Genomic DNA, 26,937 nt, shown 5'->3' on the forward strand with positions numbered 1-26,937 from the left:
CGATCGGCGCTTATTGAATCCCCGCCGCCGATCGCGGGCGTGGCCCGCTCCTACAGGGTGCAGAGGCCCTTGCCTTGTGGAGACCTGCTGGCGCCACTATGATGCCGCCGGCATTGGCATTGACCTGGAGACGCGATGACCGACCTCAACCCCACCAGCACCATCCGCATACTCACCACCGGCGGCACTATCGAGAAGAGTTACTCCGAGGCCGACGGCACACTGAAGAATCGCGCCTCCATTATCCGCGACGGTCTGATCGCCAGTCTGCGGCTGCCCTACACTCATCTGGAGCTGGAGAGCGTGCTGAACAAGGATTCGCTGGAAATGGACGACGGCGACCGCCAGCTGATTGCCGACGCCATCGCCCGCACCGCCGGCCAGGGGGAACCCATCGTGGTGCTGCACGGCACCGACACCATGTCCAACACCGCCGAATACTGCCACCGGGCGCTGGGCAAACCGCCGGTGGCGGTGGTGTTCACCGGCGCCATGAAGCCCATGGGCTTTATCGATTCGGATGCGCGCCAGAATGTCACCGAGGCCCTGCTGGCCGCACGCCTTTTGCCGCCGGGTTTCTATATCGCATTCCACAACCGGGTGTTCGAAGTACCGGGAGTGCGCAAGAACCGCGAGACGGGCACCTTCGAGGCGGTTGCCGGCGAATAGCCGGTTGGCGGGCGGACCTTGTGTTCGCCCGGGCCCGACGTGGCACCGGCCCGGGGAGTTCTGGTATCCTTTGATTTGTGATCACATTTTTGGATGTTCAATTAAGGGAGGTGAGCCATGTCGGAACAGCAGACCCCGCAGACCTTGCAAGAGTGGCAGGCCATGGCCGCCGGCCTGGCCATCGAGGGCCGCGCGTTTATCAACGGCGACTATGTGGACGCCCTTTCCGGCGCCACCCGCCCCACGGTCAATCCGGCGGACGGAAAGGAACTGGCCCAGGTAGCCAGCTGCGGCCCCGAAGACGCCGAGCGGGCAGTGAAGGTGGCCCGCGAGACCTTTGAATCCGGCGTCTGGTCCAAAATGCCGCCGATGCAGCGCAAGAAGATCCTGGTGCGTTTCGCCGAACTGATCGAGCGGAACCGCGAGGAAATCGCCCTGCTGGAGAGCCTGGATGCGGGCAAGCCCATCGGCGACACCATGAACGTGGACGTCCCCGGCGCGGTCACCACCATCCGCTGGAGCGGCGAGGCCATCGACAAGATCTACGATGAAGTGGCCCCCACCGGCCCCGACGAACTGGGCCTGGTCACCCGCATGCCCCTGGGGGTGGTGGCCGCTATCGTGCCCTGGAACTTCCCGCTCTCCACCACCGCCTGGAAGCTGGGCCCGGCGCTGGCCACCGGCAACAGCGTGATCCTCAAACCCGCCTCCAACACCCCGCTCACCGCCATCCGCCTCGCCGGACTGGCGAAAGAGGCCGGATTGCCGGACGGCGTGCTCAACGTGTTGCCCGGCCCCGGCAGCAGCCTGGGCAAGGCTCTGGGCCTGCGCATGGATATCGACTGCCTCACCTTTACCGGCTCCACCGAGGTGGGCAAGACCCTGACCGAATACTCCGGCCAGTCCAACCTCAAGCGCACTTTCCTCGAGTTGGGCGGCAAGAGCCCCAATATCGTTTTCGCCGACGCGGACCTGGACAAGGCCGCCGACGCCGCCGCACTGGCGATCTTCTACAACCAGGGCGAGACCTGCACCGCCGGCTCGCGCCTGCTGGTGGAAAAATCCATCGCCGACGAATTTATCGAAAAGGTGCGCAAAGCCAGCGAGCGCTTCAAACCGGGCCACCCGCAGGACCCCGATACGGTAATGGGCGCACTGATCGATCGCAGCCAGTTCGACACGGTGGAATCCTATGTGGCCAAGGGCCTGGAACAGGGCGCGCAACTGGTGTGCGGCGGTGCGCCGGCGGAGGCGGTGGCCGGCGGCCACTACTACGAGGCCACGGTTTTCCGCGGCGTCACCGGCGATATGACCATCGCCCGCGAGGAAATCTTCGGCCCGGTGCTGTCGGTGATCGAATTCGACAGCGAAGCCGAAGCCCTGCGTATTGCCAACGATTCCATCTACGGCCTCGCCGCAGCCGTCTGGACCCGGGATATCGGCCGCGCCCACCGCCTGGCCCGCGACCTGCGCGCCGGCTCCGTGTGGATCAACAACTACTTCGGCGGCGACATCACCGTGCCCTTCGGCGGCTTCAAGCAGTCCGGCAACGGTCGCGACAAGTCGCTCCATGCGCTGGACAAATACTGCGAGCTCAAATCCACCTGGATCGATTTGAGCTGAGCGCCAACTTCCTTATCCGGGCCGCAACTGCGGCCCTGCCGTTATCGCCTGCCATAGAGGTCCATTGCGAATCGCAGCCGGAAAGTGGCGCTGTGGCGATAGTGACAGCGAGCTGACGGCCACCGACTGATCTTCGCGAGTATATTCCGCAAACCCGCCGCTTCCTTAACCCTGCCGATTTAACTTGCCAAGCGAGGCTGGTACTCTGCGATTCGCTAATTGCGGATCTTTTGTTCAGTCCAATGAAACTGATCTACACCCACGAAAACCGCCTGCTGGTAGAGCTGGCAAAAAGCAGGCTCGAAGTCGCTGGCATCCCGGTATTCCTGAAAAACGAATTCGCCCAGGGCGGTTCCGGGGATCTGGCGCCGCACCAGACCTGGCCGGAACTCTGGCTCGAACGGGAGCGGGACTACGAGCGCGCGCGGCAACTGCTGGCGGACGCCGAGGTGGAGCAGCGGTCCTGGCGCTGCCGCGACTGCGGCGAGGAAAACGGCGCGGCCTTCGATTACTGCTGGAACTGCCAGCAGTCGCGGCCCGCCTGAGGTTTGACCATATGCAATTCCTGATCAATATCGACGTCGACAACCTGGAGCGCGCCGTCGCCTTTTACCGGGATGCGTTTGGCCTGCGCCCGGGGCGGAGTTTCGGCGATGCCGGAATGGAGATGCTGGGCGGCAATGCTCCTCTCTACCTGCTGGCCAAAGAGGCCGGTTCCACAACCGCCGGAGATCGCCAGCGGGACTACCGGCGCCACTGGACGCCGGTGCACCTGGACATGGTCGTGGACGACGTAGAGGCCGCGGTGGAACGCGCGGTCGCCGCCGGTGCGAAACTGGAGGGGGATATCCGGGTTGATAGCTGGGGCGCCATCGCGTGCCTCTCCGACCCCTTCGGCCACGGCTTCTGCCTGCTGGAGTTCCGCGGGCGCGGTTACGACGAGATCTGCTCGTAATATTCAGCCGGTATTCAGCGCGGAGGGCACAGGATTTGCCGCTAAGGTGCGCTGTCGTCGTTCCGGCGCAGGCCGGAACCCTGAGGCCGCAGGACTGGATACCGGTGTCGAATACTACCGGGATGGAGTTATCGTCAGGCCGGTGGACGAGTTCGGCTTTGTGACCATCAGAATCGAAAGCGAGCTAGTGTGGTGTAAGGTACTGAATGGCACTAAGTTAAGCTCGGAGTTGCTCCTGTCCCTGGGGATTACGCTGTAGGAGCCTGCTTGCAGGCGAACATTCCCGGTGCCTTGCCGCGCCCTCAATTCGCCTGCAAGCAGGCTCCTACAGGGAGATTCCGCTTAACTTAGTACCTTACACCACACTAGTGCGCCTGGTTCACGCCACCCACGAGATCGTGGATATCCTTTCCCCCTGAGCGCACGCCTGCTGGTTCGCCTCTGCAGGCACTGGCGGCCGGATTGGCAAAACCCCGCGGGCACACTATAACCCGGAAACATAGCCACCATCGGGGTGTACTTATGAGTGCCGAGCATCACGGTGTTTCCGTAGGCCTGGAGCGCTGCAACGGTGAATTCCTGCTTTCCCTGCACGTTCGCGGCAAGCTGACCCACGACGACTACGAGGCCATAGTGCCCATGCTGGAGTCCGCCATCGCCGGGGAGGAGAACCCCAAAATCAATGTCTTTATGGATGCCGTTGAAATGGAGGGCTGGGAGCCCCGCGCCGCCTGGGACGACCTCAAGCTGGGCCTCAAGCACAGCCGCCGTTTCAACCGCGTGGCGGTGGTGGGCAGCAAGCGCTGGCTGGAACTGATGACCAGGGCGGGCAGCCTGATGATCGGGGGCGAGGCGCGCTACTTTGAGAACGAAGAGTCTGCCATGGCCTGGCTGAACATGAAAAAGGCGGCATAGAATAGCGCCAGCCCGAATCGCTACGTCAGCGCCTCGGCGAGCTCCGCCGCTACCGCGGAAATTACCGCCTGGTCGAGCGGCATCCAGCGGTGCAGCTTGACCGGAAATTCGTAGGCCCTGCCGATCGGCAGCCGGGAGCTGGTGTGTGGCACTATCGTTATGTCGTACGGAGTCCAGATGGATACCGGCGATATGTCCGCGAGGCTCTGCACATCCTCGTTGAGCGTATTCAGGAAATCACTGCCGATACGCAACTGCCGGCCGCCCTTGTAGGGCAGGAAATTGGCCCAGTAACTGCCGTAATGAGGGCTCGATATGGATATGAACTTGTGCACCCGCTCGATTCCCTCCAGCATTTGCAGATAGTGTCTCGCCACTATGCCGCCCATGCTGAAACCCACCAGCGAGCAGCTGCTGTCCCCCTCCGCGAGTGCGTCCACTTGATCTTTGAGCTGCCGGGAAAGGTGCTCCATGCCGTGCCAACCGGAGTTGTATTGCAGACTGATGCAATGGGCCGAGAATCCCTCCAATTCCAGGACCTGCCTCATCCTGAGCATGGATTTTCCGCGGTCAAAAATACCGGGAATCAGGATTGCTGTTCTGGACTTATTGGTCATCGGTCATACTGCGGAAGTCTTCATGCCACGCACCGGACTCTTTGATGGGGATCGATTCTCGCCGTCCCAAAGACTCCCGGGCTTTATAGCGTCGGGTTTTCTGGCCTCCAAATAAGCCTGTAATTTCTGCTCCCTGCCTTAGAGCCTGTTTAGAATCTCGCGAAGAGCTCTCCAGGTCGGGAGGGGGGCCTCTTTTCGGGACCGTATGAGGCAGGGATGCCGATTACGAGCGTACAGAGACGTATTTAAGGGGGGCGCCCAGCCCGTGTCCCGGAAAGAGGCCCCCCTCCCGACCCCGCGCTGGACGTGCAGCACCATAGATCGCAAACAGACTCTTATGTCAGATGAAATAGCATCGAGTGGGTTCCGATAACTCAGAATTCATCCTGACTTTTTCTGATTGCGCGGTCACCGATAGCGATCAATTTGCGAATTGATCGTCGGGTCTCAGGTGTCCCGCCGGTCCCGGGCTGATCCGGGCTCCACTTCGGTGTCCGGGGACATCGGCGTGTGGCTGCGGAAGGCGGCGCGCGCGATCATATGGATGCCCACCGGCACGGTCAGGAACAGGAACAGGATTGCGGCCACCGCGCGCGCCGTCACCCGCGCGTCGTGGAGCAGCAGCGCGACGGCCGTGAGCAGCAGCCCGCAGCACAGGGTGGCGGCCTTGCCGGAGGTGCTCATACGCGTATAGATGTCCGGCATGCGCACGAGTCCGAGCGCCGCGGTAAAACCGAAAAAACTGCCGCTGAGAATCAGTACCGCCGCCAGGGTTTCAGCGATCCCCATGCTCTTTTGCTCCGTCATCGTGTTCCGCCCGCGCGCCGCCGCGCTCGATAAAGCGCGCAAACGCCACCGAGACCAGGAATGCCACCAGTGCCAGCGCGATCGCCGCGTCCAGGTACACCGCGCGCCCCGTCGCCACTGCCAGCAACGCGCAATAGGCCACCGCGAGAACATTCAGTACGTCCAGGGCCACTACCCGGTCCGCTAGTGTCGGGCCCCGGGCAATCCGGAAAAAGCACAGCGCCAGGGCCAGCAGCAGCAGCCAGGAGGCCAGGGTGATTGCTAATTGCAACAGCGACGAATCGCCCGTGCTGATCGCCTCCAGCATCAGGATAGAACCTCCTTTATCCTGCGCTCGAAACCATCGCGCACTTCGCGGCGAAAGGCGTCCGCGTCGTCGACAAACATCGTGTGGATATATAGCGCGTCCTGTTGCGGGGATATATCCAGCACCAGCGTGCCCGGCGTCAGCGAGATCAGCTGGACCAGAGTCAGTATCTGGTATGGATCGCGGATCGCCAAGGGTACGCGGATGATTTTCGGGCGGCTGCGGCGCACCGGGGAGAGTACCTCGCGTGTAGCGCGCAGCCCGGAAACCACGACTTCGCCCAGAAAAAACAGCAGCAGCCCGAGTGCATGCGGCAGCCGCCGGAAGTAGCTGTCGCCGCGCAACCGGCCGCGCGTTGCCGCCAGCGCCACATAGCCGATCGCGAACCCGGCGAGAAAATTGAGCAGGGCCGCGCTGCCGGTCAGTGCCAACCAGCTGATCGCGAGCAGAATGTTTAATAGAAACAGTTTCAATGTCAGTTCCTCTTGCAGGGGCCATCAGGACCCGGTGAGCACCGCGTCGATATAGGTGGTGGGGTCCAGCAGGCCAGCGGCGGCGCGCAGGGAAAACCCGATCAGCGGTTCCGGAAACAGCCCCAGTGCCAGGGTCACCAGCGCCAGCGCCAGCGACGGGACCATCCGCTGCAGCCGCTCGGCGCCGGCGAGCGGCTGCGCCGCACTCTTCTCGCCGCCGGGATGATCCTTCCAGAAGGCTTCGGCCCAGATCTTGCTCATCGAGTACAGGGTCAGGGCACCGGTCAGCAACGCCACGGCGGCGACCCAGTAGGCGGCTTCGTCCAGGCTGGCCTTCACCAACAGAAATTTGGCCCAGAAACCGGACAGCGGTGGAAAGCCGGCGAGACCGAAAGCGGCGATGAAAAACACCGCGGCGAGCAGCGGGCTGCGGCGATAGAGACCGCCGATTCGTCGCAGCTCGAAACTGCCTGCCAGCCGCTGCGCCGTGCCGCTGATCAGCAGCAGGTTGGTCTTGGCCACGATGTTGTGGACCATGTAGAAAATCGCCCCGGCCAGCGCGAGCGGGCTGTACAGTGCCAGCCCCAGCACCAGGAAACCGATCTGGCTGATGATGTGAAACGCGAGAATCTTGCGAAACTCGTAGTGCGCCGCGGCGCCGAGGACGCCGGTCAGCATGGTCAGCAGGGCGGCCGGCAGCAGCAACTGGTGCACCAGTCCGTCGCCGGCGGGGAAAATCAGCGTGAAGGTGCGGATGAGCGCATAGACCCCGACCTTGGTCAGCAGCCCGGCAAAGACCGCGGTGACCGCCACCGGCGGCGCGTGATAGGAGGCCGGCAGCCAGAAAAACAGCGGAAACAGCGCTGCCTTGATGCCGAAGGCGCCGAGCAACAGGACGCCCAGCGCCTCGATCGCCGCTGGGTTGTCGATCGCGGCCACCGCCAGGTGCAGCCGCGCCATGTTCAGGGTTCCGGTAAGGCCGTACACCAGTCCGATTGCGGTCAGCATCAACAGGGTCGATACCAGGTTCAGTGCCAGGTACTTGATTCCCGCGTCCAGTTGCAGCGGCTCGCCACCGAGCACCATCAGTGCGAAGGATGCGATCAGCATCACCTCGAACCAGACGTAGAGGTTGAACAGGTCACCGGTTGCGAAGCTGCCGCAGACACCGGCCAGCAGCAACTGGTAATAGCTGTGAAAGCCGAGCCGGGCGCGCGCGCAGTCGATATCCGCCAGCGCGAAAACCGCCACCGCGCTACCGACGACGCCGGCAATCAACAGCATCACCGCACTCAGGTGATCGGCAGCCAGAGTGATCCCGTGCGGCGCCGGCCAGCCGCCCATCTGTGCCGCCACCGGTCCCCGCCGCACAACGGTGAGGAAAATCGCCAGCGTGACGAGCAGCAGCAGCGCGCAACTGCCGACACTGATTTTGCGCGTCAGCCCATCGCGCCGGCGCGTCAGGAAGGTCGCCAGCGCGGCGGCGATTGGCAGCAGGAACGGCAGGGCCAGTAACCAGCTCAAGTCAGCGGCTCCCGTCCGCGCCGTGTTTCGGCACCGGTTCGGCGAGGCGGATGGTATCGGCGTTCAGGGTGCCGAGGCTGCGGTAGCTGTCGACGATCAGCGCCAGCGCAAAAGCCAGCAGCCCGAAACCGATGACGATGGCGGTGAGAATCATCGCCTGTGGCAGGGCATTGGCCACCGCCGACGCGGGCGCGTCGCGCCCCGCCTCGATCAGCGGCGGCGCCGCCCGCGTGAGCCGGCCGGCGGCGAAGATCGCCAGGTTGGCGGCGTTGCTGAACAGAATCAGCCCGAACAGATAGCGCAGCAGGTTGGGCGCGAGCATCAGGTAGACGCCGGTCGCCGTCATAGCGCCGATCAGGAAAGCCAGGGCGGTCTCCATAAATCAATCGTCCTCCAGCGCAAAAAAGAGCACCAGTACCGACCCGAGTACCGTCAGGTAGACGCCGATATCAAACAGCAGCACAGTGCTCAGCGGCAGCCCCTTGTCACCGTCGCCGCCGCTGACAAAAAGCCACAGGCCCGAAAACGGCGCCCGGCCGAGCACTGCTCCCGCGACCCCGGAGGCCCCGGCGAGCAGCGCTCCGACAGCGGCGAGCCCTGCCGGCGCGATCCGCAGCGAAGCCTGCGCCGCGTCGGCGCCCCAGGCCATTGCAAACAAGATGAGCGCCGCCGCGGCGATCAGCCCGGCGATAAAGCCGCCGCCGGGCTCGTTGTGTCCGCGCAGCAGCATGTAGATCGAAAACAGCAGGATCAGGGGGGTGAGAATCCGCGTGGCACTCTGCAGAATCGGCGAGTTCATCCGTCTTCTCCCTTTCGCCCGCGCAGCAGCGCGACCGCGGCCACCGTCGCGGCAAAGACCACCAGTATTTCGCCGAAGGTATCCAGCGCGCGGAAATCCACCAGAATTACGTTGACGATATTGCGTCCGTGGGCCTCCGGTACCGCCGCCTGCTCGAAGTACGCCTGCGTGCCGGGATCAAACGGCTGCTGCAGTACAAACAGCAGGGTTGCCGTCACCGCGCAGCCGAAGGCCGCGGCGAGCAGCGCGTCGCCGATGCGCAGTGTGGAACGGCGCGGCGGCGGGATCAGCGGCAGGCGGTGCAGGGTCATGGCGATCATGACCAGGAACAGTGTCTCCACCAGCAACTGGGTGATCGCCACATCCGGTGCGCCGAAAAACAGATAGATCAGCGCGAGCCCCACGCCGAGGGCGCCGAGCCCGCAGATGGCCGCGAGTGGCCGCCGCGCCGCAGCCGCGAGCAGCGCGCCGGCCAGCGCGAGCGCCATCGCCGCCCACGCCTTGATCGTGAGCTGTGGCCAGTCGGGTGTGGGCGCGGTGTCGCCGCGCGACAGCGCGAACACCAGCAGCAGCGCCAGCGTAGCGAACACCACCATCAGATATTGGCTCAGGATGCCGTGCTGCAGCAGCCGGGTCTGCGCCGCGGCGATTGCCTTGAGGTATTCGATTGCGCTGTCCCAGGTGCGGTCGGCACTTAGTGGCAACCACGCCGCCAGCCTCGTCATCAGCGCGCGCAGCTGGCGCTGGGCCAGGAAGACTGCGATGCCGAGGCCGAGGGTCGTGATACTCAGCAGCAGGGCCAGATTCATCCCGTGCCAGAGTTTCAGCTCTACGACTTCCGGGCGGCCGAGAATTGCGGTCACCGCGGGTTGCACCAGGCTGTCCGCAATCAGGCTGGTATTCAGGCCGAATGCCAGGCCCAGCCCGGCCAGCAACAGCGGCCCGATCCACAGGCCGGGGACAGCCTCGTGCCCGCCGGTCTCGCGGGGCGGGCGGCCGAGGAAAGGTTTTAGCACCACAGTGGCCGCCACGGTCAGCATCATCGCGTTGGCAAACACTACCGCACCGGCGGCCAGCAGGGGCTCCGAGGCCATGGCCAGTGCACCCTCATATTTCAGTTCCTTGCCGATAAAGCCGAGAAACGGCGGAAAACCGGCCATAGATGCGGCTGCCGCCAGCGCCGCGACAAACGAAATCGGCAGCGAGCGCCAGAGCCCGCCGAGCTGTGCCAGTTCCCGGGTGCCGGTGGCGTGATTGATGATTCCCACCACCATGAACAGTGCCGCCTTGTAAAAGGCGTGCACCAGCACAAAAGTGATGGCCGCGGCGATCGCTACTGTTGCGTCGGAGCCGAGGAACATGGTCAGGGTGCCGAGGGCCACCACGGTGGTATAGGCGAGCGCCAGTTTGATATCCGTCTGGCGCAGCGCCAGGATCGCCCCGACCACGGCGGTGGTCGCGCCCACCAGCGTCAGGGTCCACTCCCACAGGGCGGTACCCGCCAGGGCCGGGTGCAGGCGCGCGATCAGGTAGATACCCGCCTTCACCATCGTCGCCGAGTGCAGGTAGGCACTCACCGGCGTCGGTGCCGCCATCGCGCTGGGGAGCCAGAAGTGGAAGGGGATCTGCGCGGACTTGGTCAGTGCGCCGACGAGGATCAACAACAGCATCGGTGTGTACAGGACGCCGGAGCGGATCTGCTCGCCCGCCTGCAGCACGCTGCCGAGCCCGTAGGAGCCCGCCGCATTGCCCAGCAGGATCAGGCCGGCGAGCAGGCACAGACCGCCGAGAGCGGTGACCAGCAGCGCCTGCAGCGCCGCGCGCCGCGCCACGACGCTGGCGTGGTCGAACCCGATCAGCAGGTAGCTGGCAACGGTGGTCACTTCCCAGAACACGAACAGCGCGATCAGGTCGGCCGCCAACACCAGCCCGAGCATGCCGACCATGAACAGCAGCAGGTAGAAATAGAAACGCGACAACAGCGCGTGGCCGCGCAGATAGATGCTGGCGTAGATTACGACGAAGATACCGATACCGCTGATCAGCAGCGCAAACAGCAGGCTCAGGCCGTCAACCAGAAACGATAGCGAAACGCCGAGGCTCGGCACCCAGGGCAGGCCGAACTGCAGGGCCGCGCCGTCACGCACGTCCGGCAGCAGCAATAGCAGCCACAAGGTCACGCCTGTCGGAACGGCGAGTACCAGCAGTGTCAGGGTGGTATCGCGCCTGCTCCGCTCCCGGCGGGCAACCCCGGTGTGCGAATTGTTGTCCATTGGTATCCATCCCCGGTGCGGTTCGCGGAAACCGTCCGATTGCCTCCGGCAATTGTAGACCGGGGGGCGTTTACTGCGCGCGGTGCGCTGGGAAAAGGAACGGTAGAGGAGCGCTACGCCAGGCCGGCGTTGCGGAGCGAGGTGCGGGGCTATTGCAGGAAACGGTGCCGGAGGCTTCGCGATAGATGATCCGCAGACAGAGTCAGAATCAGTGCCACTTGTGCAGCGTCATCGCGATTATCGTCAGCAGCATTGTCCGATTGCGGTTTGGCGCGCCTGAAAATATCCAAGATGCTCATAGCTAGTCAGATGGTTGGAGTTTTCCGGTCCCGTCCATCTGGTTAGCCGTGCAGAGCAGCCCTTATTCCTTTTCGGTGCGATAAATTTCCATACCGCGGGCGCGGTAGTTATTCAGCGCTCCCGGGTGGTCCATGGTGCAGGTGTGCACCCAGACCTTCCTAGTATCCCCCCAGCTCCAGGCCGAGTCCAGCGCGTGAGTCAGCAGGTAGCCGCCGAACCCCATGCCGATAAATCCGGGCGCCAGCCCAAAATAGGCGATCTGTACAGTGCCGCCTTCCTGCTGTTCCAGCTCGTAGTAGCCGGCAATGGACCCTCGGTGGTAGGCCACCCAGGTGCGCAGCTGGTCGCGCTCCGAATAGCGCAGCCATTCTTCGTTGGGCAGCGCCAGCTTATCGGTCCACTGCCAGGCCTCGCCCACCAGTTGGTAGAGATAGCGGTTGAAGCGGTATTCCTTCAGCTCCGCCTCGACCACCTTCAGCCCCTCGGGGCGGGGTTTACCGCGAAGCTGGTCCGGAGAGGTCATTTGCAGATAGTAGACGGTGATCGGCTCGTCCTGACTCAAGTTGCTTCTACTCAATGGGCTGTTGAAAGAGTTGGCCTGGGAATTTTTTTTTCAGAATTATATATAGAAAACGGCCAGCCAAATGGTGGGACAGGTCGGGTCCGTCCAGCTGACCCTGTGTCTGCTGTGGGCGGGAATATTGATAAAGTCGCCGACGCCGAGGCTCTCTTCACGCCCATCGTCAAACGACAGCCTCGCCGCGCCCTGCAGGACTATAACCCACTCGCTCTCTTCCTGGTCGTACCAGCCGCTTTCGGGGGAAGTGTGCCCCTTCGAGACGATACGCTCGATTCTTACGCTTTCACTGCTGACGATATCCTCGAAAACTTCCGCGCTGAGGTCTTTCGGCAGTGATGAAAATAGATTTTTCATGGGTTCTTAAAAGTTAATGGCGACATTTGTATCTGTGATCCATATACCGGCCGCGGCCCGGTTTTCAGGAACTGGTGCCTGAGTCTTCTCGAGATGGTGTCCGCCGAAAGCGTCATCCCGGCGCTGACGGCAATCAATATCAAAGCGACATCAAAACGCAGAAACTCAAATGCCGAGTCGATATAAAAACCAAGTGTCGGAATCCCCAGTATTCCAAGCATGGCGGTCTCCCGGATAATAATCTCCCAGCGGTAAAAACAATAGGCCAGGAAGCGCTGGTACAGGGTCGGAACATAATAGTAGGCGAAACGGCTGAGCGGGCCGGACGGGATAACGGCCGGCTCGATTTCGTCGCTGTGCCCGCCCAGCAGGTGTCCGATAATGGCGCCGTTGTGCAGCGTCATCGCGATAATCGCCGGCAGCATTGAAGGCCCCAGCACGATCAGGCCGATAAAGTTCAACAGGTATTCGGGCAGGGATCTCAGGATCAGCAGGAATCCGTCGCCGGCTCTTCTCGCCACACCGGAGACAAAATGCGACGAGTTCAGGGTGGACCCCAGCAGGGCGAAAACACCGGTCAGCACCAGCACGATCTGCGCCAGCAGGGCGGTATTCCAGACGCCGGAGGCGATCTGTTCGCCGAGCCACAGCAGCCAGCGCAGAGTTTTCTCCAGGGGCCAGTCCTGCCGGATCGGTGCCGGCACACAGTCCCATAGAAACTGGCCCAGGTTGGCGGCGCTCCACTGCGCGGATAGCGGCCTGGCGATAAAGGCTGCCGGCACCAGAATCCAGAGCCATTTGGCCTTGAACCAGAATCTCAATGAGTAGACCAGTGCCAGCAGGGTCAGCAACAGGGCGCTTGCCGAGGAGTAGTCGCCGGTGCGCAACGCGGTTTCCAGGTGGAATCCCAGAGTGGGCAGGCCGATAAAACCCAGCACCACGGACGAGCGGATGGCGCATTCCATGCGATAGGCGGTGTAATTGCGCATGGCGTGGAACGCCAGGGGCAGCCTGGTGTAGAAGAAGTGGCTGATACTCGTGCCCCCGCCCGGCCGCACCGCCCTGGCGGGAGACGGGTCACTCTCCTCCAGCTGCTCGCCATAGACCTTCGCGATAGTCCCGCCAAAGGGCAGCAGAATAGCGAGCACGCCCGCAAGGGTGGAAATGCCAAAGATCTGTATAAAGATCAGCGCCCAGAAAACCTCGTGCACCGAGCGCAGGCAGGCGGCGAGCACCCGCACCCAGGCCAGATGGTAGAAAATGGAAAAAACAAAACCGAGGCCGGCGGCCAGAATCACGCCCTGCAGCGAGAAGGTCAGGGTGTAGATGACGGCATCCAGCCACTGATGCGAATCTTCAATCCGCGGTGTTACCAGCCCCTTCGCCATCAGCCACAACTCGTGGCCCGGGCTCCGGGTACTGATGTCGATATCCGCAAATGCCAGGCAGACGAGAGCGATCGCAGCAAAATAAAAGGTGAGTCTTCTCAGGCTGCGCCTTTGCTGGAGAAAGTTCTGGAGAAAGCGCTTGAGGAAGTGCATCACCGGTACAGCTGCCCGATGGAGTCGGCACTGAGCTGATCGACAGGGCAGTCGAGAAATAGCTTCTGATCCTTCAGCCCGATCACCCGGTTGCACACCGTCAAAGCCAGCTGCGCGTTATGCATGGCGATTACCGACGTGTCGTGGCGGCTCACCAGAAGCTCGAGGATTTCCCTGCCCTGTAGCTTGTCCAGCGCCGATACCGGCTCGTCGGCCAGCAGGATGGGCTTTTGTTGATAGAGAGTGCGGGCGATGGCGACCCGCTGCTGCTGGCCGCCGGAGAGTTCATCGGCCTTGGTCCAGAGCAATTCGGAAATGCCGAGCGGTTCCGCCAGAGCGGTGATCTCAGCATTGAAATGGGAGGAGGGCAGCAGCAGGTTTGTCAGGTTCACAAAACCCGAATGGCGATCTAGCGCGCCGGAATAGATATTGTGGAAGACCTTGAGCTGTGGCACCAGGGACGCGTCTTGGGGGCACCAGCTGGCCCGATCGGCCAGCTGCCGGCGGATATGACGCAGCAAAGTGCTCTTCCCGGCCCCGCTTTTTCCAAGCAGCGCGATACGATCCCCTTCCCGGATGATCAGGTGATCTATGGCCAGGGCCAGTTTATCCGCTTCGTTTCTGGCGTTACTCGGATAAGTCAGCCGGCAGTCTTTCAGCTCGAGCAGAGCGCCCATCAAAAATTATCGAGCAGGCCGATCGCCTGGGCGGTTTGCTCGATGGCCCGATAGACATCGTTGTCCGCCGAAACGAATCTGGATCTGGGGAAGCTATCCAGAATCGCCTTGTCGTCAATGGCCAGCAGTGCCCGGGTCAACTTTTCTTTGAAGCCAGCCCCGAACTGCTCGTCGATATCACCGCGCACCGTCCACTGGTAATCGGCGTATTCCGGCGTGGTCCAGATAACCGATACCTGATCCGCGTCCACATCGCCATTGGCTACGGCCTTCTCCCAGACGGCGTAATTCACCGCACCTACTTCAAAGGCCCCCGACTGCACCAGGGCAATAGTGCGACTGTGATCGCCACTGAAGCCCACACGGGAGAACACCTCTTCTGGCGCCTCGCCAAAGGCCTCCCGGATATAGAACTCCGGCATCAGCCGCCCGGACGTGGAGCCCTTGGAACCAGAGGTAAAGGTCCTGCCGGCAATGGCCTGCGGCAACCCGTCACTGGCCTCGATACCGGTGCTCTTGTGGGCGATAAAATAGCTCTTGAAGAACTGGTCCTCATAACCCTGGGCAATGGCCTCGGAATCCGGAACGGCCCTGCGCGCCTGAACTCCGGACAGCCCGCCAAACCAGGCCAGCTGAACCTGATTGTTCCTGAACGCAGTGATAGCCGCCGGGTAGCTCTTGACCGGAATGTACTCAACGTTCACTTCCAGCTGCTCGGACAGGTAGTCGGCAACCTGTCCGAAGCGCCGCACCAGCTCGGCTTCGTTCTGGTCGGGGATGGCGGTAAGGGTAAATTGCGGGCGCTGGGTATCCGCGGCATAGCCGCTTATGGACACCAACAGGGCCAGTAATGCGGTTAAATAGCGCATCGGTAGGGGCCTTATGGTGGGATGGAGAGTGAGCGGGACTTTTTAGCGCAAGTGCCCGTATTTTACAAACATATAGGACTGCCTTGGGGCAGGCCCTTCTTCATCCCGAAAATGGTCGGTATGCCATCCGCGGCGATTCAGATTGACGATGCTGCCACAGCACCCTAATATCTAACAAGCCCTATCCCGGAGAGAGGTTGTTAGGCATGGCTTCAAGCACAGCTCCCCTGCGAGATGCGGGGATAAACCCGGAAGATCTGCTGGAGTGCGCCGCTGAGTTCATCCACGCCCAGCACTGGGACCAGTCTGCCCAGTTGGCGGAGTTGTCCGCTGATGAGGTAGAGCTGCTGAGCCGCCACGGCGCCAGGGTGGTGGCAGATCCCGCGGCCAGGCGACGGCTGGTTTTGCGCATGAGCGCCGAATACGGTGTCATTTGCGCGGACGCCCTGAGCCAGCAACAGGCGGCGGATTACCTCGGCGTTTCCCAGAGCCGGGTGCGGCAGCGGTTGCTTGAGGGCAGCCTGTTTGCGATCCAGCACTTGGGAGAGAGGCTTCTGCCGCGCTTTCAGTTCGAGGGTGGCCAGTCACTGCCGCATCTGGCACCGATACTGCGCACCCTGGGCGCGGAGGCGCACCCGTTGCGGGTATTTCGCTTTTTCGGTATGCCCAACGCGGACTTGCAGGACGCGGATGGCAATCCCATGTCCGTGCGGGACTGGCTGATTAGCGGCGGCAGCCTGGAGCCGGTGTTGAAGCTGGCCGAGGATGCCTGATGCCGAAATTTCCCGAGCCCCCCGGCGCCGACCGCCTGGAGGCGATTTCTCCGGCGCTTCGGCACCTGCCGGCGGGTGAGCTCGTGTGGCGGGTGCATTTTCTCGGTGGGGAGCACCCCTGTAGCTGGCGTCAGTGGCGCACATTTATCCTGACAGAGAGGGGGCCGACGAGCAGCCGCTTCGACCACCAGCTCCCTGATGTGAAAGGGCTTCCTCAAGCGCAGAACCGCAAGATTCTCTACGGCGCAATCGGTGCCGGCGCTGTTCCCACCTGCCTCGCCGAGATATTCCAGAATACCCGCTTTATAGACAGAACCAATAAGCGCCCCTGCCTTTCCGCATTCGCTCTAACGCGAGAGCTGGAACTGCTGGACCTCACTGGCTCCTGGCCTACCCGTGCGGGCTGTTCCATGGCAATCAACAGCGGCCCGCGGGCGAGGGCGCGGCGCTGGGCGCAGCAGTTCTACCAGGCCTATTCCCGGCTCGACGGTATCCTCTATCCATCGAGCATGTACGCCAACAGTCCCGCAGTGGCGTTTTTCGAACGCGCCGAGAACTGCGCGCCCGCCAAACCGAGCTTCCACCGAATGCTGGCGGACCCGGCCCTGGAAGATGCGTTGGTCAATATCGCATCCGATATCGGCTATGGGCTCTCCGGCCCCGGTGTTTGAGTCGGTCTCATCGCGGCAGCCGCGCCCGCTTTCGTCAGTCCCCACCGCCTCCGCAACTGCTACAGCTGCTACAACTGCTGCAATCACTGTAGTCCCCGTATCCGCCTCCGCTCGCGGCGCCGGAACCGCCCCGCCGCTTTTTGGCTCTTCCCTTCCGCTTGCCTGTACTGGAGCGCATGCCGCTGATGAACACAAACAGAACGATTAGGGCGACGAAGAACGAGAAGATCGCCGGCCCGTCGAAATCGGAGAGGGTCGAACAGGCCGCGAGCAGCGTGGTGGCGCCGATCACCGGGAGCCAGAGTTTTCTGTTTCTGGTTTTCTGCGCGTACGCGCCCGGCTCAGGCCAGAAGTCATGGGCGGGCTCCGCGCCGAAGGTGGTGCGGTAGAGATTCAGGGTGTTCAGGTAGCCGTTGAGATCTCGGGCCTTGGATTCAGCATCTGCCTGGGATGGATTGTGGTGAATATCCATCCCGACCCTGTCCCGGCACAAGTCGTGCCAGTAGGATTTGGTGAAGGTGAGATGCATATGCCAGACGTTATCGACGATTCTGGAGGGCACCACCCGTTCACCGGAAGTGGCAGCCAGACAGATAAAGCGCTTATATTCGATCAGGGCCCTTTCGCAAAAGGTTTCTGACCAGCCGTACAAGTCCGACATTTTTTTGAAAAAAAGCTGCCGTTCGGCACTGGTTGAAAACTCAAAATTCAGAATTTTTGTTTTTCTATCCATAATTGAACATCCAGGTTGATAGGCTTTTATCTGGGTGATGATTTTCGCACAAGTGGCCTGCTTCAGGCGAGTTTTGGCTTTTGGGGGTTAAAGCTGATTTTGTGGTGTAGCGAAGTATTGTTTACGGATGGATAGAGCTATACCGATATGTTTTACATCGTGAGTCCAGCGGGGAAGTATCAGAGACATGGCCATCGCTTCGGCCTGAGCTGCCGCTCCCATGGCCAGGGACAACCACATTATCCAGTAAACCTCTGAAAAGCCCATCAAGAGAATTCCAACGGGAATCAGAGTCAGGCCGAAAACCTTCATACTGAACGCGTGATAGCTGGCGAGTTTGCCGAATCGCAGCCAGTCTATCCCCATTCTGGCTAGCTGCAGAGCGACAACAACTGCGATGCCGGCGGCATGGTTGGAAATGGTATCAGGCTCCGCCATCCAGAAACAGGTGAGGCAGGAAAATGCATAGAAGATGTCCGTAATACTGTCTGCTCTGCGCAAGCCTGCAGAAGCCGTACCCCACCGGCGGGCCAGCTTGCCATCGTAAATATCGGAGAGGATTGCCAGTAGAAATTGGGTGATCCATATCCAGCGCGGTAGGTCGAGATTTACCATAAGAATGGACAGCGGGCCCAGTGTAAATCGGGCGGCGACCAGTAGCCAAGGAGTAAACTGCTGGTAACCAGGAGCGGGGGCGGATGTGTGATGAGGCGGCGTAGGGGCAAGTCTTGGCATTACAGATTTCTTTGGCCTTCCGCTTAAAGAGCCATGTATATTTTTTTAATTTCTAATGTCAAGACTTGACCCCTTTGGCTCTTTTGACCCCTTTGGCTCTTTTGACCCCTTTGGCTCTTTGACCCCTTTGGCTCTTGTTTGAGTATTGACACTTGAAAAGCTCTCTTCTGACTTGTTTTTAAATGAATAGGGCCGGATCGGTTTTTGGCATTATATCTGAAATAATGCATTTATATGTTTCTGAGTATTTTATTAAAATACAAGTCTTCAACTGGAAAAATCATTGTATAGTCGTCCCAATTTAAATTTCCATCTATGATTTCATAACCTAAGAAATTCGATTCTTCTTTATATTTTTCATAATCCGGGTGTCCTGATGAGAATATAAATGGAGCAAAGTCCACCATTTGTTTATGGCCGTCAGAAAACTCAATTTCTAAAATATGAGACTTCAGATGCTTAGCAGATTTAACGGAAATTTCTGACATTTTTGACTCGCTGGGTGATTACCTTGGGAGCTATGGGCTGCTTCTTGATGAAGTAGGAGACCCACTTTTCTACAATTTCTTCGGCGTAGACATGAACGAATTCTTCAAATTCTTTGCGTTTCTTGGTGTCAAGGCCTGTGCCTCTATCCTTTATTACGATCTTGTTGATTTTTCCGTGAAAGAAGTGGATCTCCGCCTTGCTCTCCTTCCCTTCGTACTTTGCGTGAACATGAATGGGCTCGTGTTCGTTGCTGTAAAAGAACAGGGTTATTCCCAAGTATTGGTATAGCTTTGGCATATCACTCTCCTTATGTAGGGCTCCATTACAAACTGATGAGTTTGGCGGCAAGCTTAAACAGGGGCTATGCAGGAGTAGGGAGTTGTAACTTGCTATCTCTGCCCCTAGCCCGGTTTCTTATCATACGGCTTTGTCTCTGTCCGTTCTACGGTAAGGCGTCTTATCGGCTGATGTCGATGTTTCTACTCCCTAATCACCAACGCTTCAAGAAACAACTGCACCGCCGGATGCTCCGCCGCACTCCGCTTAAACGTCGCCGCATTCTGAATCCGATACCGAAACCGCTCCGGGTGCAGCGCCACCAACTCGCCTGTCTGCACATACCGCTCCGCCAGATACTCCGGCAGAAACCCGACAAACCGCCCCGACAATATCATCGCCAGCCGCGCGGCCATATGGTTGGCGGTGGATTTGTGGGGGAACAATCGGTACAGGTGTGCTGCTCCGGAGAATACCGCGTGGCTGGGGGCAGCGAGTTCCTGCTGAGTTAGCGATTCCTCACTTACGTCCTTCGACTCTGCCAGTGGGTGCTGGCCGCCACAATAGAGCAGGGACTGGTGGTGGAACAGGGGCTGGTAGTCGAGGCCGGGGCGGTGGGAGTGGAGGGGGTTGATGCCTACGTCGGCGCGGCCGGCGAGGATTTCCAGTTCCAGTTCCTGGGGGGCGGCGAGCTGGAGGTCCAGTTGCAGTTGCGGTGCCTGGTCGCGGATGCAGGCGATGGTGGCGGGTAGGTCCAGTTGGGGGATTTCCAGTACGTCGTCCGGCAGTACGACGCGCAGGCTGCCGGTGAGCTGGGACTGGATGGCGTTGACCTGGCTCTTGAAGTTATCCAGGTGGCCGTCCAGTTCGTTGATGGCCTGGAAGAGTGCCTCTCCTTCTTGAGTAAGCTTGAAGTCGGCGCGGCCGCGGGAACGGAGGCACAGTTGCATGCCCAGGCGGGCCTCCAGGTCGGAGAGGTGCACGCTGATGGTGGAGCGGCTGATATTCAGGGCCACTTCCGCCGGGGCCAGGCCGCCGGCGCGGACCACTTCGCGGAAGACGCGCAGGAGGCGGAGGTCCATGTCGGTCAGGCGGCCGGTTAGGGCGGTTTTGGGTTTGCTCATGGGGTTCGGAGCCCGTTGATTTGGGTTGGCCGGTGGCCGGTGGCCGTAAAGGCGGGGCTGTGGCCCGCTGGCGGAGCTGGAGCTCCGCGGTCCCGGGATCGCGGCCATGGGCGGATGGCCGCCCCGCCGCTCCTACAAAGGGATTCGCCCAAGCTTAGGGGAAAGTTTGATAAGGGTAAATTTTAGTTGGAGAGATACTACTATTCGCCGCCGCCTGCTCGGGCCAGAATCGCCTTAACAGCTGTTCAGACCAATAATAGCAAGGAGATTTGCGGTGCAACTGGCCAATCGGGACTTGTTGAAGCTTCAGAACTATATCGGCGGCGAGTGGCGCGATGGGACGTCCGCCATCGAGGTACGCGATCCGGCCAATGGCGAGCTGCTGGCCCAGGTGGCGGATGGCAGCGCCGCGGATGCAAAGGCGGCGGTGGCCGCGGCCAGCGCCGCCTTCCCGGCCTGGAAAAGCAAAACCGCCGCCGAGCGCGCCGCGGTGCTGAAGCGCTGGCATCAGCTGATTATGGAGAACGCCGACGACCTGGCCCGCATCCTCACCCTGGAGCAGGGCAAGCCGCTGGCGGAGGCGAAGGGCGAGGTCGCCTATGGCGCTTCCTATATCGAGTGGTACGCGGAGGAGTGCCGCCGCGCCTACGGTCAGACCATTCCCACCCACAATCCGGCCATGCGCCTGTCCACCATCCGCCAGCCGGTGGGCGTGGTCACCTGCATCACCCCTTGGAACTTCCCCAATGCGATGATCACCCGCAAGGCGGCACCGGCGCTGGCCGCCGGCTGTACCGTGGTGATCAAGCCGGCGGTGGAGACGCCGCTGTCCGCGCTGGCTCTGTGCGCGCTGGCGGAACAGGCGGGTCTGCCCGCCGGTACCCTCAATATGGTGGTGGGTTCCGACGCCCCGGCGATCGGCAAGGTCTTGACCCAGGATGCGCGGGTGGCCAAGTTCACCTTTACCGGTTCCACCGCGGTGGGCAAGCTGCTCATGGCCCAGTGCGCGAGCACCGTGAAGAAGATGTCCATGGAACTGGGCGGCAACGCGCCCTTTATCGTGTTCGACGACGCGGACCTGGACACCGCGGTAAGCGCCTGCGTGGCGACTAAAATGCGCAATGCCGGCCAGACCTGCGTGTCCACCAACCGCATCTATGTGCACGAGGCAGTGCACGACGCATTCGTGGAGAAGCTGCGTGCGGCAATCACTGAATTGAAAGTCGGCCACGGCTGCGACGAGGGTGTCACCGTCGGCCCGCTGATCCACCGCCGCGCGGCGGAGCGGGTCGACGGCCTGGTACAGGACGCGATCGCGGCGGGCGCGAGGGTGGAGTTGGGCGGCGACTTCCTGTCACACGGCGAAAACTACTTTGCGCCTACACTGATTACCGGTGTGCGCGACGAAATGCGAATCGCACAGGAGGAGATTTTCGGGCCGCTGGCGCCGGTGCAGAAATTCAGCGACGAGGCGGAGGTGATCCGCCGTGCCAACGACACCCCCTACGGCCTCGCCGCCTATGTGATGAGCGAGAATATCCGCCGCGCCAACCGCGTGGTGGAAGCGCTGGATTACGGTATGGTGGCCTGCAACGCCGGTGTGTTTTCCACTACCGTGGCGCCCTTCGGCGGTTGCAAGGAATCCGGCATCGGCCGCGAGGGCGGCGCCGAGGGGATGGCGGAGTTTTATGAAACCAAATACTGCTGTTTTGGCGTTTGATTTTTGTAGGAGCGGGGGGCGGCCATCCGTCCATGCCCGCGATCGGCGGCTGATCGCGGGCATGGCCCGCTCCTACAGCGTTCTACAACCTCTTCAATTCCGCGGAGCAAAACCATGTCCGAGCTGAACACCGACGCCTTCTGGATGCCCTTTACCCCTAACCGCACCTACAAGGCCGCGCCGCGCATCGTCGAGCGGGCTGAGGGGATCTACCTGACCACGGACACCGGCCGGCAGATTATCGACGCCACTGCCGGCCTCTGGTGCAGCAACGCCGGCCACTGCCGCGCGGAGATTGCCGATGCGATTCACCGTCAGGCGCAGACCCTGGACTACAGCTCCATTTTCAATTTCGGCCACGAACTGGGTTTCCAGTACGCCGAACGTCTGATCAAGCACACCCCGGACGGCCTGAATAGAGTCTTCTTCGGCAACTCCGGTTCCGAGGCGGTGGAGACAGCGCTGAAAATCGCCCTGCAATACCAGCGCGCGCGGGGCAAGGGCGAGCGCAAAATGCTGATCGGCCGCGAGAAGGGTTATCACGGAGTGAATTTCGGCGGTATTTCCGTGGGTGGCCTGCCGCCGAATTTCCAGGCCTTCGGCCAGCCGCTGCAGGTGGCGCATCTGCCCCACACCCTGGATATCGAGCGCAACGCCTTCAGCCGGGGCCTGCCGGCACACGGCGTGGAACTGGCGGACAAGCTGGAGCACCTGGTGAATTTCCACGGCGCCGAGCGCATCGCCGCGGTGATTGTGGAACCCTTCGCCGGCGCCGGCGGTGTGATACTGCCGCCCAAGGGCTATCTGAAGCGGTTGCGCGAAATCTGCGACAAGCACGACCTGCTGCTGATTTTCGACGAGGTGATCAGCGGCTGGGGCCGTTTGGGCAGTGCCTTCGCGTCCATCGAGTTCGACGTCATCCCGGATATGATCACCTCCGCCAAGGGCATCACCAACGCGGCGGTGCCCCTGGGCGCGGTGTTCGTAAAGGATGAGATCTATAACACGGTGATGGACGCCGCCCCCGAGGGCACAGTGGAATTCTTCCACGGCTACACCTATTCCGCGCACCCGGTGGCCTGCGCCGCGGGTATGGCCACCCTGGACATCTACGAGCGCGAGGGCCTGCTCACCCGCGCCGGCGGCGATATCGGCAGACACTGGGAAGACGCCCTGCACAGCCTGGCGGACATGGACAATGTGATCGATGTGCGCAACTACGGACTGGTGGGCGCCGTGGAGCTGCACGCGCCGGAAAACCTCAAGGGCAAGCTGGGCGGCAAGGTCTCCGCAATGGCCTGGGAGGCCGGGGTGATGGCGCGCGGTATCGGCGATGCCATCTGTATGTCGCCGCCGCTGATTATCGAAGCGCACGAAATCGATACGATCGTGGAAAAGCTGCGCGGGGTGATCGGGTCGCTGGCCTGACTAGACTGGTGGGAGCGGCCCCTGGCCGCGATTGCAGTCTTGCAGAGTCGACTGATTCGATCGCGGCCATGGGCGGATGGCCGCCCCGCCGCTCCTACAGGTTGAGTACGACCAGGTTGAATACCGCCAGGGAAAATGCCGCCAGTTCCCGGATGCCGGCTACACTTAGTGCTGTAGTAATGCAATTCGGGGAACGCTGATGTCTAGCGAAACTTCCAACTTTGCCACCCGCCCCATACTGCGGGTCCTCACCGAAAACTGGTGGCTGTTGCTCCTGCGCGGTATCGCCGCGGTGCTTTTCGGCCTGCTGGCCTTCGCTTGGCCGGGGCTCACCCTGCTCACCCTGGTGGTGCTCTTCGGTATCTATGTGCTGGTCGACGGGGTGCTGGCGCTGGTGGCGGCGGTTCGCGGGCGGCACAAGTCCACGCCGCTGTGGTGGCTGATTGTCGGCGGGCTGGTCAGTGTCGCCGCCGGTGTGCTGATCTTCCTCTATCCCCAGGTCACCGCACTGGTGCTGATTTTGTTTATCGGCGCCTGGGCATTGGTGCGCGGGGTATTCGAAATTGTCGGCGCGGTGCGCCTGCGCAAGGAAATCGACAACGAGTGGCTGTTGATTTTTATCGGCTTTCTGTCGGTGATTTTTGGCGTGGCGGTATTGGTCGCTCCCGGTGCCGGGGCGCTGGCGTTGGTGTGGCTGATCGGGGCCTACGCCCTCGCCTTCGGGCTGCTGCTGATCTGGCTGGCCCTTCGTTTGCGTAAGCACCATAAGGGTGTGGAGAAAACGGAGAAGAAGGTGTAGCGATTGCAAAAAATCAGACTTGGGATCGCGGCCATGGGCCGCTCCTACAAAATGTGAAAAACACCTTGTAGGAGCGGCGGGGCGGATGGCCGCCCATGGCCGTGATCAGAGTTTCTACAGCGCTCCACCCAAACCACGCCCCCTCTCTCGCAGCGCCATACACAACTGAATCTGCTCCTCCGTCTGCGCCAGGCTGCGCTGATAGCCGGGCGCCAGTTTGCCCTGCTCTGCAAACAACTGCTGCACTTCGCCGAGCTGGTCCGCGTCGCAGAAGGCGCGGGCGAAAGCCGGGGTATGGCGGCGCCACTGTTCCGGAATCTTGTCGACCACCTGGGGGAAATTCTGTCGCAGCCACTGCCAGTGCTGTTGCTGTAACGCCGGTTCGGCGAGAGAGTTGGCGATCAGGCCGAAGGCCTCGCGAGCGCCCAGCTGCTCGCTGAGCGCCAGCTGGTGAATCCGCTCCAGTTGCCCGGCGTTGTCGCTGCGGCCGATGGCGTTGGCGCTGGCGCTCTCGAACAGCGGGTCGTCCAGTTCGCCGCGCACCCCGATCAGGTGTTGCAGAAATTCATCGCCGGAGTCCTGTACGGCAACGGTGAGCGCGGCCTCGTAGAGGTCGGAGTCCAGCGCCTCTTTATTCCTTTCTTGTTTGAAGCCGGTAAAGGCCATCGCTCTTCCCGCCAGCTGTTTGCGGGCGGCCGGGTCTCCGGCGGTGAGCGCCATAAATTCCAGCAGTTCGCTGTGCAGCAGCTGTTTTTCACTGTCGCCGCTGCCGGCGGTCTGTTGCAGCAGGGGCTGATACAGGTCCTGCGCAAACTGGAGGAATGCCGGCTGGTTTTCACCGCCCAGGTAGTTGCGGCGGTATTTCTGCAGGTGGCGCAGGGGGGCGGTGACCACCTGGCGCTTGTCCGCGGCGGCGGACTGCCGCACCAGTTGCAGCAGGGTGGATTCCGGCAGCCCGCCCGCCTCGAAGGCGGCGAAGGCGCTGTCGATAATCGACAGCTGTTCGGTGGGGCCGAAGCCGGCGAACTGCGCCAGCAGCGCCTGCCATTGGGCCTCGTTCAGGGTCCAGCGGTAGTAGCCGCTGCCCTGGGCGTTGGGCAGTATCCACTGCGGGCACTGTTCACTTGCCAGTTCCAGGCTCCGCTGCGCTTCGGTGAGCATCAGGCACTGTTCCGAGCCGGAGTCCGTGCGCAGGCACAGCGGAATGCTCCATTTCTGTCCCGTGTCTTCAATGGGCGAGCCGAGTGGTTTGTAGCGGCTCTGGCGGATTTGCAGCCGGGTTTTGCCGGCGTCGCAGTCCAGTGCGAAGGCCAGTTGTGGCACGCCCTTCTGCTCCACGAAGCTGCGGAATGTCTCGGTCAGTTCCGGGGTCTTGGTCTCCTCACCGATCACCTGGTAAAAATCCGGCGAATCCGCCTCGCCCTCGGCGAAGGCCTCGATATAGCGGCCCAGCGCCGGGCGGAAACGCTCCGCGCCGAAGTAGCGGTCCACCATATGGATCACCCCCAGGCTCTTGGAATAGGTGATGGCATCGTAGGCGTTGCGGATATTGTTGTTGTCGCTGATCGGCTCGCGAATGGCGCGGGTGCTGGCCAGGGAGTCCAGTTGCATGGCGCTGATCGCCCGGGTCGCCGCGTTCAGGTCGTGGCCGCCCTCCGGCTCGAACAGGGTCAGCGCCAGCGGCGTGCCCCAGGTGGCGAAGCCCTCTTTAAGCCACAGGTCGTCCCACCAGGGAGGGGTGACCAGGTTGCCGAACCACATATGGGCGATCTCGTGGGCGTGCACGCCGAGCAGCGACAGGCGCGCGCCGGGGGCGGGATTGTCGCCCACCAGGATGCGCTGCTCGCGGTAGGTGATGGCCGCGGAGAGCTCGGTGGCGCCGCTGGGCCACTGGGGTGCGGCGATGATATCGAGCTTCTCGAAGGGATAGGGGCGGCGCAGTTCCCGCTCGAAAATCTCCACCAGGCGCGGAGTGATATCGAGGATGTAATTCATATCCCCGCCGCGGCCCCTGCGCGCGAAACCGCGCAGGGGAATCGGCTCGGAGCGGAATTCGTTGGCGGGGATTGCCGGGCGCTCGACGATATCGAAAGGCCCCACCGCCAGGGACAGCAGATAGGTGGGCATGGGCCGGGTGGTGGCGAAGGTCACTTTCTCCAGGCCCTCGCCGGCCGCCTCCCGTTCGATTTCCGGGCCGTTGCCGATGGCGGCGTAGCCGGCGGGCACGGTCAGGCCGATATCGAAGGTGGCTTTCAGCCCGGGCTCATCGAATCCGGGCAGGTACTTGCGCGCCTGGATGGATTCGGACTTGGCCAGAGCGTAAGCGCTTCCCTGCTCCTCCACCTTGAACAGGCCCGCCAGGTTGCGATCGAAGGGCGCGCTGTATGCCAGGCGCAGGGTGAATTCGCCCGCGGGCAGCGCCTCGGTGAATTTCACCGCGGCCACGCCGCTGTCCAGCACTTCTTTGTATTCCGCGGGAATTTCCCGTTTCGCGAGGATTGCGGTGGCCTCGCTCACCCGAAGGTTCTTGCCGTGCAGCCAGATCTGCTCCGCGGCTTTGTCCAGTTGGATATCGATCTCCACGGTGCCGGAGAAGTCGTCCCGGCGCGGGTCCAGCAGCAGGTCCAGGCGGTAGGCCTGGGGGCGCACGCCCTCCGGCAGCTTGCCCGCCGGGGCCTTGCTTCCGGCAGTTGCGGTGGAGTTTTCAGCGGGGTTGCAGCCGGCCAGCACCAGCAGGGGGAGGGCCAGCAGACAGCGCAGAATCAGTGTTTTCATAGCGGATCGGTGCCTGGCAAAAACCGCCATTGTACTGATTCGCCGGCGGATTGCCCGGATGCCTCCTGTAGGAGCGGCTCATGGCCGCGATCGGCCTTGCTACGTAGCACATGCCGATCGCGGCCATGGGC

General features: G+C 61.9%; 29 protein-coding genes. 10 read left to right on the forward strand and 19 right to left on the reverse strand.

The features are described from left to right. The first annotated feature begins 135 nt into the window (after window positions 1-135). The 5 genes from ACRC0P_RS13700 (at window position 136) to ACRC0P_RS13720 (ending at window position 4,162) form a co-directional block, all read left to right on the forward strand. Window positions 136-669, forward strand: coding sequence for an asparaginase (locus tag ACRC0P_RS13700; protein WP_438631849.1), 534 nt, complete (start codon window positions 136-138; stop codon window positions 667-669). Window positions 670-786: 117 nt separating this feature from the next. After that, window positions 787-2,292, forward strand: coding sequence for an aldehyde dehydrogenase (locus tag ACRC0P_RS13705; RefSeq protein WP_438631851.1), 1,506 nt, complete (start codon window positions 787-789; stop codon window positions 2,290-2,292). Window positions 2,293-2,534: 242 nt separating this feature from the next. Beyond that, a complete protein-coding gene (locus tag ACRC0P_RS13710; RefSeq protein ID WP_183463405.1) occupies window positions 2,535-2,837 on the forward strand; it encodes a putative signal transducing protein in 303 nt (100 codons plus the stop codon). An 11-nt stretch (window positions 2,838-2,848) separates the two neighbouring features. After that, window positions 2,849-3,247, forward strand: coding sequence for a VOC family protein (locus tag ACRC0P_RS13715; RefSeq protein WP_438631853.1), 399 nt, complete (start codon window positions 2,849-2,851; stop codon window positions 3,245-3,247). A gap of 522 nt (window positions 3,248-3,769) precedes the next feature. Beyond that, window positions 3,770-4,162, forward strand: coding sequence for an STAS/SEC14 domain-containing protein (locus ACRC0P_RS13720; RefSeq protein WP_438631855.1), 393 nt, complete (start codon window positions 3,770-3,772; stop codon window positions 4,160-4,162). A gap of 20 nt (window positions 4,163-4,182) precedes the next feature. Here the strand turns inward: ACRC0P_RS13720 and ACRC0P_RS13725 are convergent, their stop codons facing one another. The 13 genes from ACRC0P_RS13725 to ACRC0P_RS13785 form a co-directional block, all read right to left on the reverse strand. Beyond that, on the reverse strand, window positions 4,183-4,779 hold the full coding sequence (locus ACRC0P_RS13725) for a lipase family alpha/beta hydrolase (protein WP_438631857.1): 597 nt from the start codon (window positions 4,777-4,779) through the stop codon (window positions 4,183-4,185). A 447-nt stretch (window positions 4,780-5,226) separates the two neighbouring features. Further along, window positions 5,227-5,568 carry a monovalent cation/H(+) antiporter subunit G gene (gene mnhG / locus ACRC0P_RS13730; RefSeq protein ID WP_438631859.1) on the reverse strand — a complete coding sequence of 114 codons (342 nt, stop codon included), beginning with the start codon at window positions 5,566-5,568 and terminating at the stop codon, window positions 5,227-5,229. Further along, entirely contained in the window at window positions 5,555-5,893 is a 339-nt protein-coding gene (locus ACRC0P_RS13735) for a cation:proton antiporter (protein ID WP_438631861.1), read from the reverse strand. The genes mnhG and ACRC0P_RS13735 overlap by 14 nt, the downstream gene beginning before the upstream one ends. Further along, a complete protein-coding gene (locus ACRC0P_RS13740) occupies window positions 5,893-6,366 on the reverse strand; it encodes a Na+/H+ antiporter subunit E (protein WP_438631863.1) in 474 nt (157 codons plus the stop codon). The genes ACRC0P_RS13735 and ACRC0P_RS13740 overlap by 1 nt, the downstream gene beginning before the upstream one ends. A gap of 24 nt (window positions 6,367-6,390) precedes the next feature. Then, window positions 6,391-7,890: a Na+/H+ antiporter subunit D gene (locus ACRC0P_RS13745; protein WP_438631865.1), complete on the reverse strand. Its 1,500-nt coding sequence runs from the start codon at window positions 7,888-7,890 to the stop codon at window positions 6,391-6,393. A gap of 1 nt (window position 7,891) precedes the next feature. Next, window positions 7,892-8,269, reverse strand: coding sequence for a Na+/H+ antiporter subunit C (locus tag ACRC0P_RS13750; protein WP_438631867.1), 378 nt, complete (start codon window positions 8,267-8,269; stop codon window positions 7,892-7,894). Window positions 8,270-8,272: 3 nt separating this feature from the next. Beyond that, window positions 8,273-8,689: an MnhB domain-containing protein gene (locus tag ACRC0P_RS13755; protein ID WP_438631869.1), complete on the reverse strand. Its 417-nt coding sequence runs from the start codon at window positions 8,687-8,689 to the stop codon at window positions 8,273-8,275. Continuing rightward, window positions 8,686-10,962, reverse strand: a complete 2,277-nt coding sequence (gene mbhE, locus ACRC0P_RS13760; RefSeq protein ID WP_438631871.1) for a hydrogen gas-evolving membrane-bound hydrogenase subunit E — start codon at window positions 10,960-10,962, stop codon at window positions 8,686-8,688. The genes ACRC0P_RS13755 and mbhE overlap by 4 nt, the downstream gene beginning before the upstream one ends. A gap of 361 nt (window positions 10,963-11,323) precedes the next feature. Continuing rightward, a complete protein-coding gene (locus ACRC0P_RS13765; protein WP_438631873.1) occupies window positions 11,324-11,824 on the reverse strand; it encodes a GNAT family N-acetyltransferase in 501 nt (166 codons plus the stop codon). A gap of 57 nt (window positions 11,825-11,881) precedes the next feature. Next, window positions 11,882-12,196, reverse strand: a complete 315-nt coding sequence (locus ACRC0P_RS13770; RefSeq protein WP_438631875.1) for a cupin domain-containing protein — start codon at window positions 12,194-12,196, stop codon at window positions 11,882-11,884. Then, a complete protein-coding gene (locus tag ACRC0P_RS13775; RefSeq protein ID WP_438631877.1) occupies window positions 12,193-13,737 on the reverse strand; it encodes a PhnE/PtxC family ABC transporter permease in 1,545 nt (514 codons plus the stop codon). The genes ACRC0P_RS13770 and ACRC0P_RS13775 overlap by 4 nt, the downstream gene beginning before the upstream one ends. Continuing rightward, window positions 13,737-14,414, reverse strand: coding sequence for an ATP-binding cassette domain-containing protein (locus tag ACRC0P_RS13780; RefSeq protein WP_438631879.1), 678 nt, complete (start codon window positions 14,412-14,414; stop codon window positions 13,737-13,739). The genes ACRC0P_RS13775 and ACRC0P_RS13780 overlap by 1 nt, the downstream gene beginning before the upstream one ends. Then, on the reverse strand, window positions 14,414-15,283 hold the full coding sequence (locus tag ACRC0P_RS13785; protein WP_438631880.1) for a putative selenate ABC transporter substrate-binding protein: 870 nt from the start codon (window positions 15,281-15,283) through the stop codon (window positions 14,414-14,416). Before ACRC0P_RS13785 ends, ACRC0P_RS13780 begins: the two co-directional genes overlap by 1 nt. A gap of 206 nt (window positions 15,284-15,489) precedes the next feature. Here ACRC0P_RS13785 and ACRC0P_RS13790 point away from each other — a divergent pair, with 206 nt between their 5' ends. Together ACRC0P_RS13790 and ACRC0P_RS13795 are read left to right on the forward strand one after the other, a co-directional pair. Further along, window positions 15,490-16,056 carry a hypothetical protein gene (locus tag ACRC0P_RS13790; protein WP_438631881.1) on the forward strand — a complete coding sequence of 189 codons (567 nt, stop codon included), beginning with the start codon at window positions 15,490-15,492 and terminating at the stop codon, window positions 16,054-16,056. Further along, window positions 16,056-16,727, forward strand: coding sequence for an RES family NAD+ phosphorylase (locus tag ACRC0P_RS13795; RefSeq protein ID WP_438631882.1), 672 nt, complete (start codon window positions 16,056-16,058; stop codon window positions 16,725-16,727). Before ACRC0P_RS13790 ends, ACRC0P_RS13795 begins: the two co-directional genes overlap by 1 nt. A gap of 34 nt (window positions 16,728-16,761) precedes the next feature. Here ACRC0P_RS13795 and ACRC0P_RS13800 read toward each other — a convergent pair whose 3' ends face one another. The 5 genes from ACRC0P_RS13800 to ACRC0P_RS13820 all read right to left on the reverse strand — a co-directional run bounded on the left by ACRC0P_RS13800 (window position 16,762) and on the right by ACRC0P_RS13820 (window position 20,084). Beyond that, window positions 16,762-17,460, reverse strand: a complete 699-nt coding sequence (locus ACRC0P_RS13800; RefSeq protein WP_438631883.1) for a glycine-rich domain-containing protein — start codon at window positions 17,458-17,460, stop codon at window positions 16,762-16,764. An 87-nt stretch (window positions 17,461-17,547) separates the two neighbouring features. After that, entirely contained in the window at window positions 17,548-18,195 is a 648-nt protein-coding gene (locus ACRC0P_RS13805; protein WP_438631884.1) for a CDP-alcohol phosphatidyltransferase family protein, read from the reverse strand. A gap of 230 nt (window positions 18,196-18,425) precedes the next feature. After that, on the reverse strand, window positions 18,426-18,683 hold the full coding sequence (locus ACRC0P_RS13810) for a DUF2442 domain-containing protein (protein WP_438631885.1): 258 nt from the start codon (window positions 18,681-18,683) through the stop codon (window positions 18,426-18,428). Further along, the gene (locus ACRC0P_RS13815) at window positions 18,664-18,981 is read right to left on the reverse strand and encodes a DUF4160 domain-containing protein (protein ID WP_438631886.1); all 318 of its coding nucleotides are present in this window, start codon (window positions 18,979-18,981) and stop codon (window positions 18,664-18,666) included. The genes ACRC0P_RS13810 and ACRC0P_RS13815 overlap by 20 nt, the downstream gene beginning before the upstream one ends. Window positions 18,982-19,163: 182 nt before the next feature. Then, on the reverse strand, window positions 19,164-20,084 hold the full coding sequence (locus ACRC0P_RS13820) for a LysR family transcriptional regulator (protein WP_438631887.1): 921 nt from the start codon (window positions 20,082-20,084) through the stop codon (window positions 19,164-19,166). A gap of 274 nt (window positions 20,085-20,358) precedes the next feature. On the opposite strand from ACRC0P_RS13820, the gene ACRC0P_RS13825 reads away from it, so the two are divergent. From ACRC0P_RS13825 to ACRC0P_RS13835, 3 genes are all read left to right on the forward strand, one after another. Then, entirely contained in the window at window positions 20,359-21,804 is a 1,446-nt protein-coding gene (locus ACRC0P_RS13825; RefSeq protein ID WP_438631888.1) for an NAD-dependent succinate-semialdehyde dehydrogenase, read from the forward strand. A gap of 114 nt (window positions 21,805-21,918) precedes the next feature. After that, window positions 21,919-23,232, forward strand: a complete 1,314-nt coding sequence (locus ACRC0P_RS13830) for an aminotransferase class III-fold pyridoxal phosphate-dependent enzyme (protein ID WP_438631889.1) — start codon at window positions 21,919-21,921, stop codon at window positions 23,230-23,232. A 199-nt stretch (window positions 23,233-23,431) separates the two neighbouring features. Then, on the forward strand, window positions 23,432-24,031 hold the full coding sequence (locus ACRC0P_RS13835; RefSeq protein WP_438631890.1) for an HdeD family acid-resistance protein: 600 nt from the start codon (window positions 23,432-23,434) through the stop codon (window positions 24,029-24,031). 114 nt (window positions 24,032-24,145) lie between these two features. On the opposite strand, the gene ACRC0P_RS13840 is transcribed toward ACRC0P_RS13835, so the two are convergent. Continuing rightward, the gene (locus ACRC0P_RS13840; protein ID WP_438631891.1) at window positions 24,146-26,806 is read right to left on the reverse strand and encodes a M1 family metallopeptidase; all 2,661 of its coding nucleotides are present in this window, start codon (window positions 26,804-26,806) and stop codon (window positions 24,146-24,148) included. Window positions 26,807-26,937 lie beyond the last annotated feature (131 nt).

The sequence above is a fragment of the Microbulbifer sp. genome (genome assembly GCF_051659245.1).
Taxonomy (GTDB): Bacteria; Pseudomonadota; Gammaproteobacteria; order Pseudomonadales; family Cellvibrionaceae; genus Microbulbifer.

Bases quoted from the DNA above. Each gene is read 5' to 3' on its own strand.
- ACRC0P_RS13700 (WP_438631849.1), top strand. From the start codon at position 136: ATGACCGACCTCAACCCCACCAGCACCATCCGCATACTCACCACCGGC.
- ACRC0P_RS13705 (WP_438631851.1), top strand. From the start codon at position 787: ATGTCGGAACAGCAGACCCCGCAGACCTTGCAAGAGTGGCAGGCCATG.
- ACRC0P_RS13710 (WP_183463405.1), top strand. From the start codon at position 2,535: ATGAAACTGATCTACACCCACGAAAACCGCCTGCTGGTAGAGCTGGCA.
- ACRC0P_RS13715 (WP_438631853.1), top strand. From the start codon at position 2,849: ATGCAATTCCTGATCAATATCGACGTCGACAACCTGGAGCGCGCCGTC.
- ACRC0P_RS13720 (WP_438631855.1), top strand. From the start codon at position 3,770: ATGAGTGCCGAGCATCACGGTGTTTCCGTAGGCCTGGAGCGCTGCAAC.
- ACRC0P_RS13725 (WP_438631857.1), bottom strand. From the start codon at position 4,779: ATGACCAATAAGTCCAGAACAGCAATCCTGATTCCCGGTATTTTTGAC.
- mnhG (WP_438631859.1), bottom strand. From the start codon at position 5,568: ATGGGGATCGCTGAAACCCTGGCGGCGGTACTGATTCTCAGCGGCAGT.
- ACRC0P_RS13735 (WP_438631861.1), bottom strand. From the start codon at position 5,893: ATGCTGGAGGCGATCAGCACGGGCGATTCGTCGCTGTTGCAATTAGCA.
- ACRC0P_RS13750 (WP_438631867.1), bottom strand. From the start codon at position 8,269: ATGGAGACCGCCCTGGCTTTCCTGATCGGCGCTATGACGGCGACCGGC.
- ACRC0P_RS13755 (WP_438631869.1), bottom strand. From the start codon at position 8,689: ATGAACTCGCCGATTCTGCAGAGTGCCACGCGGATTCTCACCCCCCTG.
- mbhE (WP_438631871.1), bottom strand. From the start codon at position 10,962: ATGGACAACAATTCGCACACCGGGGTTGCCCGCCGGGAGCGGAGCAGG.
- ACRC0P_RS13770 (WP_438631875.1), bottom strand. From the start codon at position 12,196: ATGAAAAATCTATTTTCATCACTGCCGAAAGACCTCAGCGCGGAAGTT.
- ACRC0P_RS13775 (WP_438631877.1), bottom strand. From the start codon at position 13,737: ATGCACTTCCTCAAGCGCTTTCTCCAGAACTTTCTCCAGCAAAGGCGC.
- ACRC0P_RS13780 (WP_438631879.1), bottom strand. From the start codon at position 14,414: ATGGGCGCTCTGCTCGAGCTGAAAGACTGCCGGCTGACTTATCCGAGT.
- ACRC0P_RS13785 (WP_438631880.1), bottom strand. From the start codon at position 15,283: ATGCGCTATTTAACCGCATTACTGGCCCTGTTGGTGTCCATAAGCGGC.
- ACRC0P_RS13790 (WP_438631881.1), top strand. From the start codon at position 15,490: ATGGCTTCAAGCACAGCTCCCCTGCGAGATGCGGGGATAAACCCGGAA.
- ACRC0P_RS13795 (WP_438631882.1), top strand. From the start codon at position 16,056: ATGCCGAAATTTCCCGAGCCCCCCGGCGCCGACCGCCTGGAGGCGATT.
- ACRC0P_RS13800 (WP_438631883.1), bottom strand. From the start codon at position 17,460: ATGGATAGAAAAACAAAAATTCTGAATTTTGAGTTTTCAACCAGTGCC.
- ACRC0P_RS13805 (WP_438631884.1), bottom strand. From the start codon at position 18,195: ATGCCAAGACTTGCCCCTACGCCGCCTCATCACACATCCGCCCCCGCT.
- ACRC0P_RS13810 (WP_438631885.1), bottom strand. From the start codon at position 18,683: ATGTCAGAAATTTCCGTTAAATCTGCTAAGCATCTGAAGTCTCATATT.
- ACRC0P_RS13815 (WP_438631886.1), bottom strand. From the start codon at position 18,981: ATGCCAAAGCTATACCAATACTTGGGAATAACCCTGTTCTTTTACAGC.
- ACRC0P_RS13820 (WP_438631887.1), bottom strand. From the start codon at position 20,084: ATGAGCAAACCCAAAACCGCCCTAACCGGCCGCCTGACCGACATGGAC.
- ACRC0P_RS13830 (WP_438631889.1), top strand. From the start codon at position 21,919: ATGTCCGAGCTGAACACCGACGCCTTCTGGATGCCCTTTACCCCTAAC.
- ACRC0P_RS13835 (WP_438631890.1), top strand. From the start codon at position 23,432: ATGTCTAGCGAAACTTCCAACTTTGCCACCCGCCCCATACTGCGGGTC.
- ACRC0P_RS13840 (WP_438631891.1), bottom strand. From the start codon at position 26,806: ATGAAAACACTGATTCTGCGCTGTCTGCTGGCCCTCCCCCTGCTGGTG.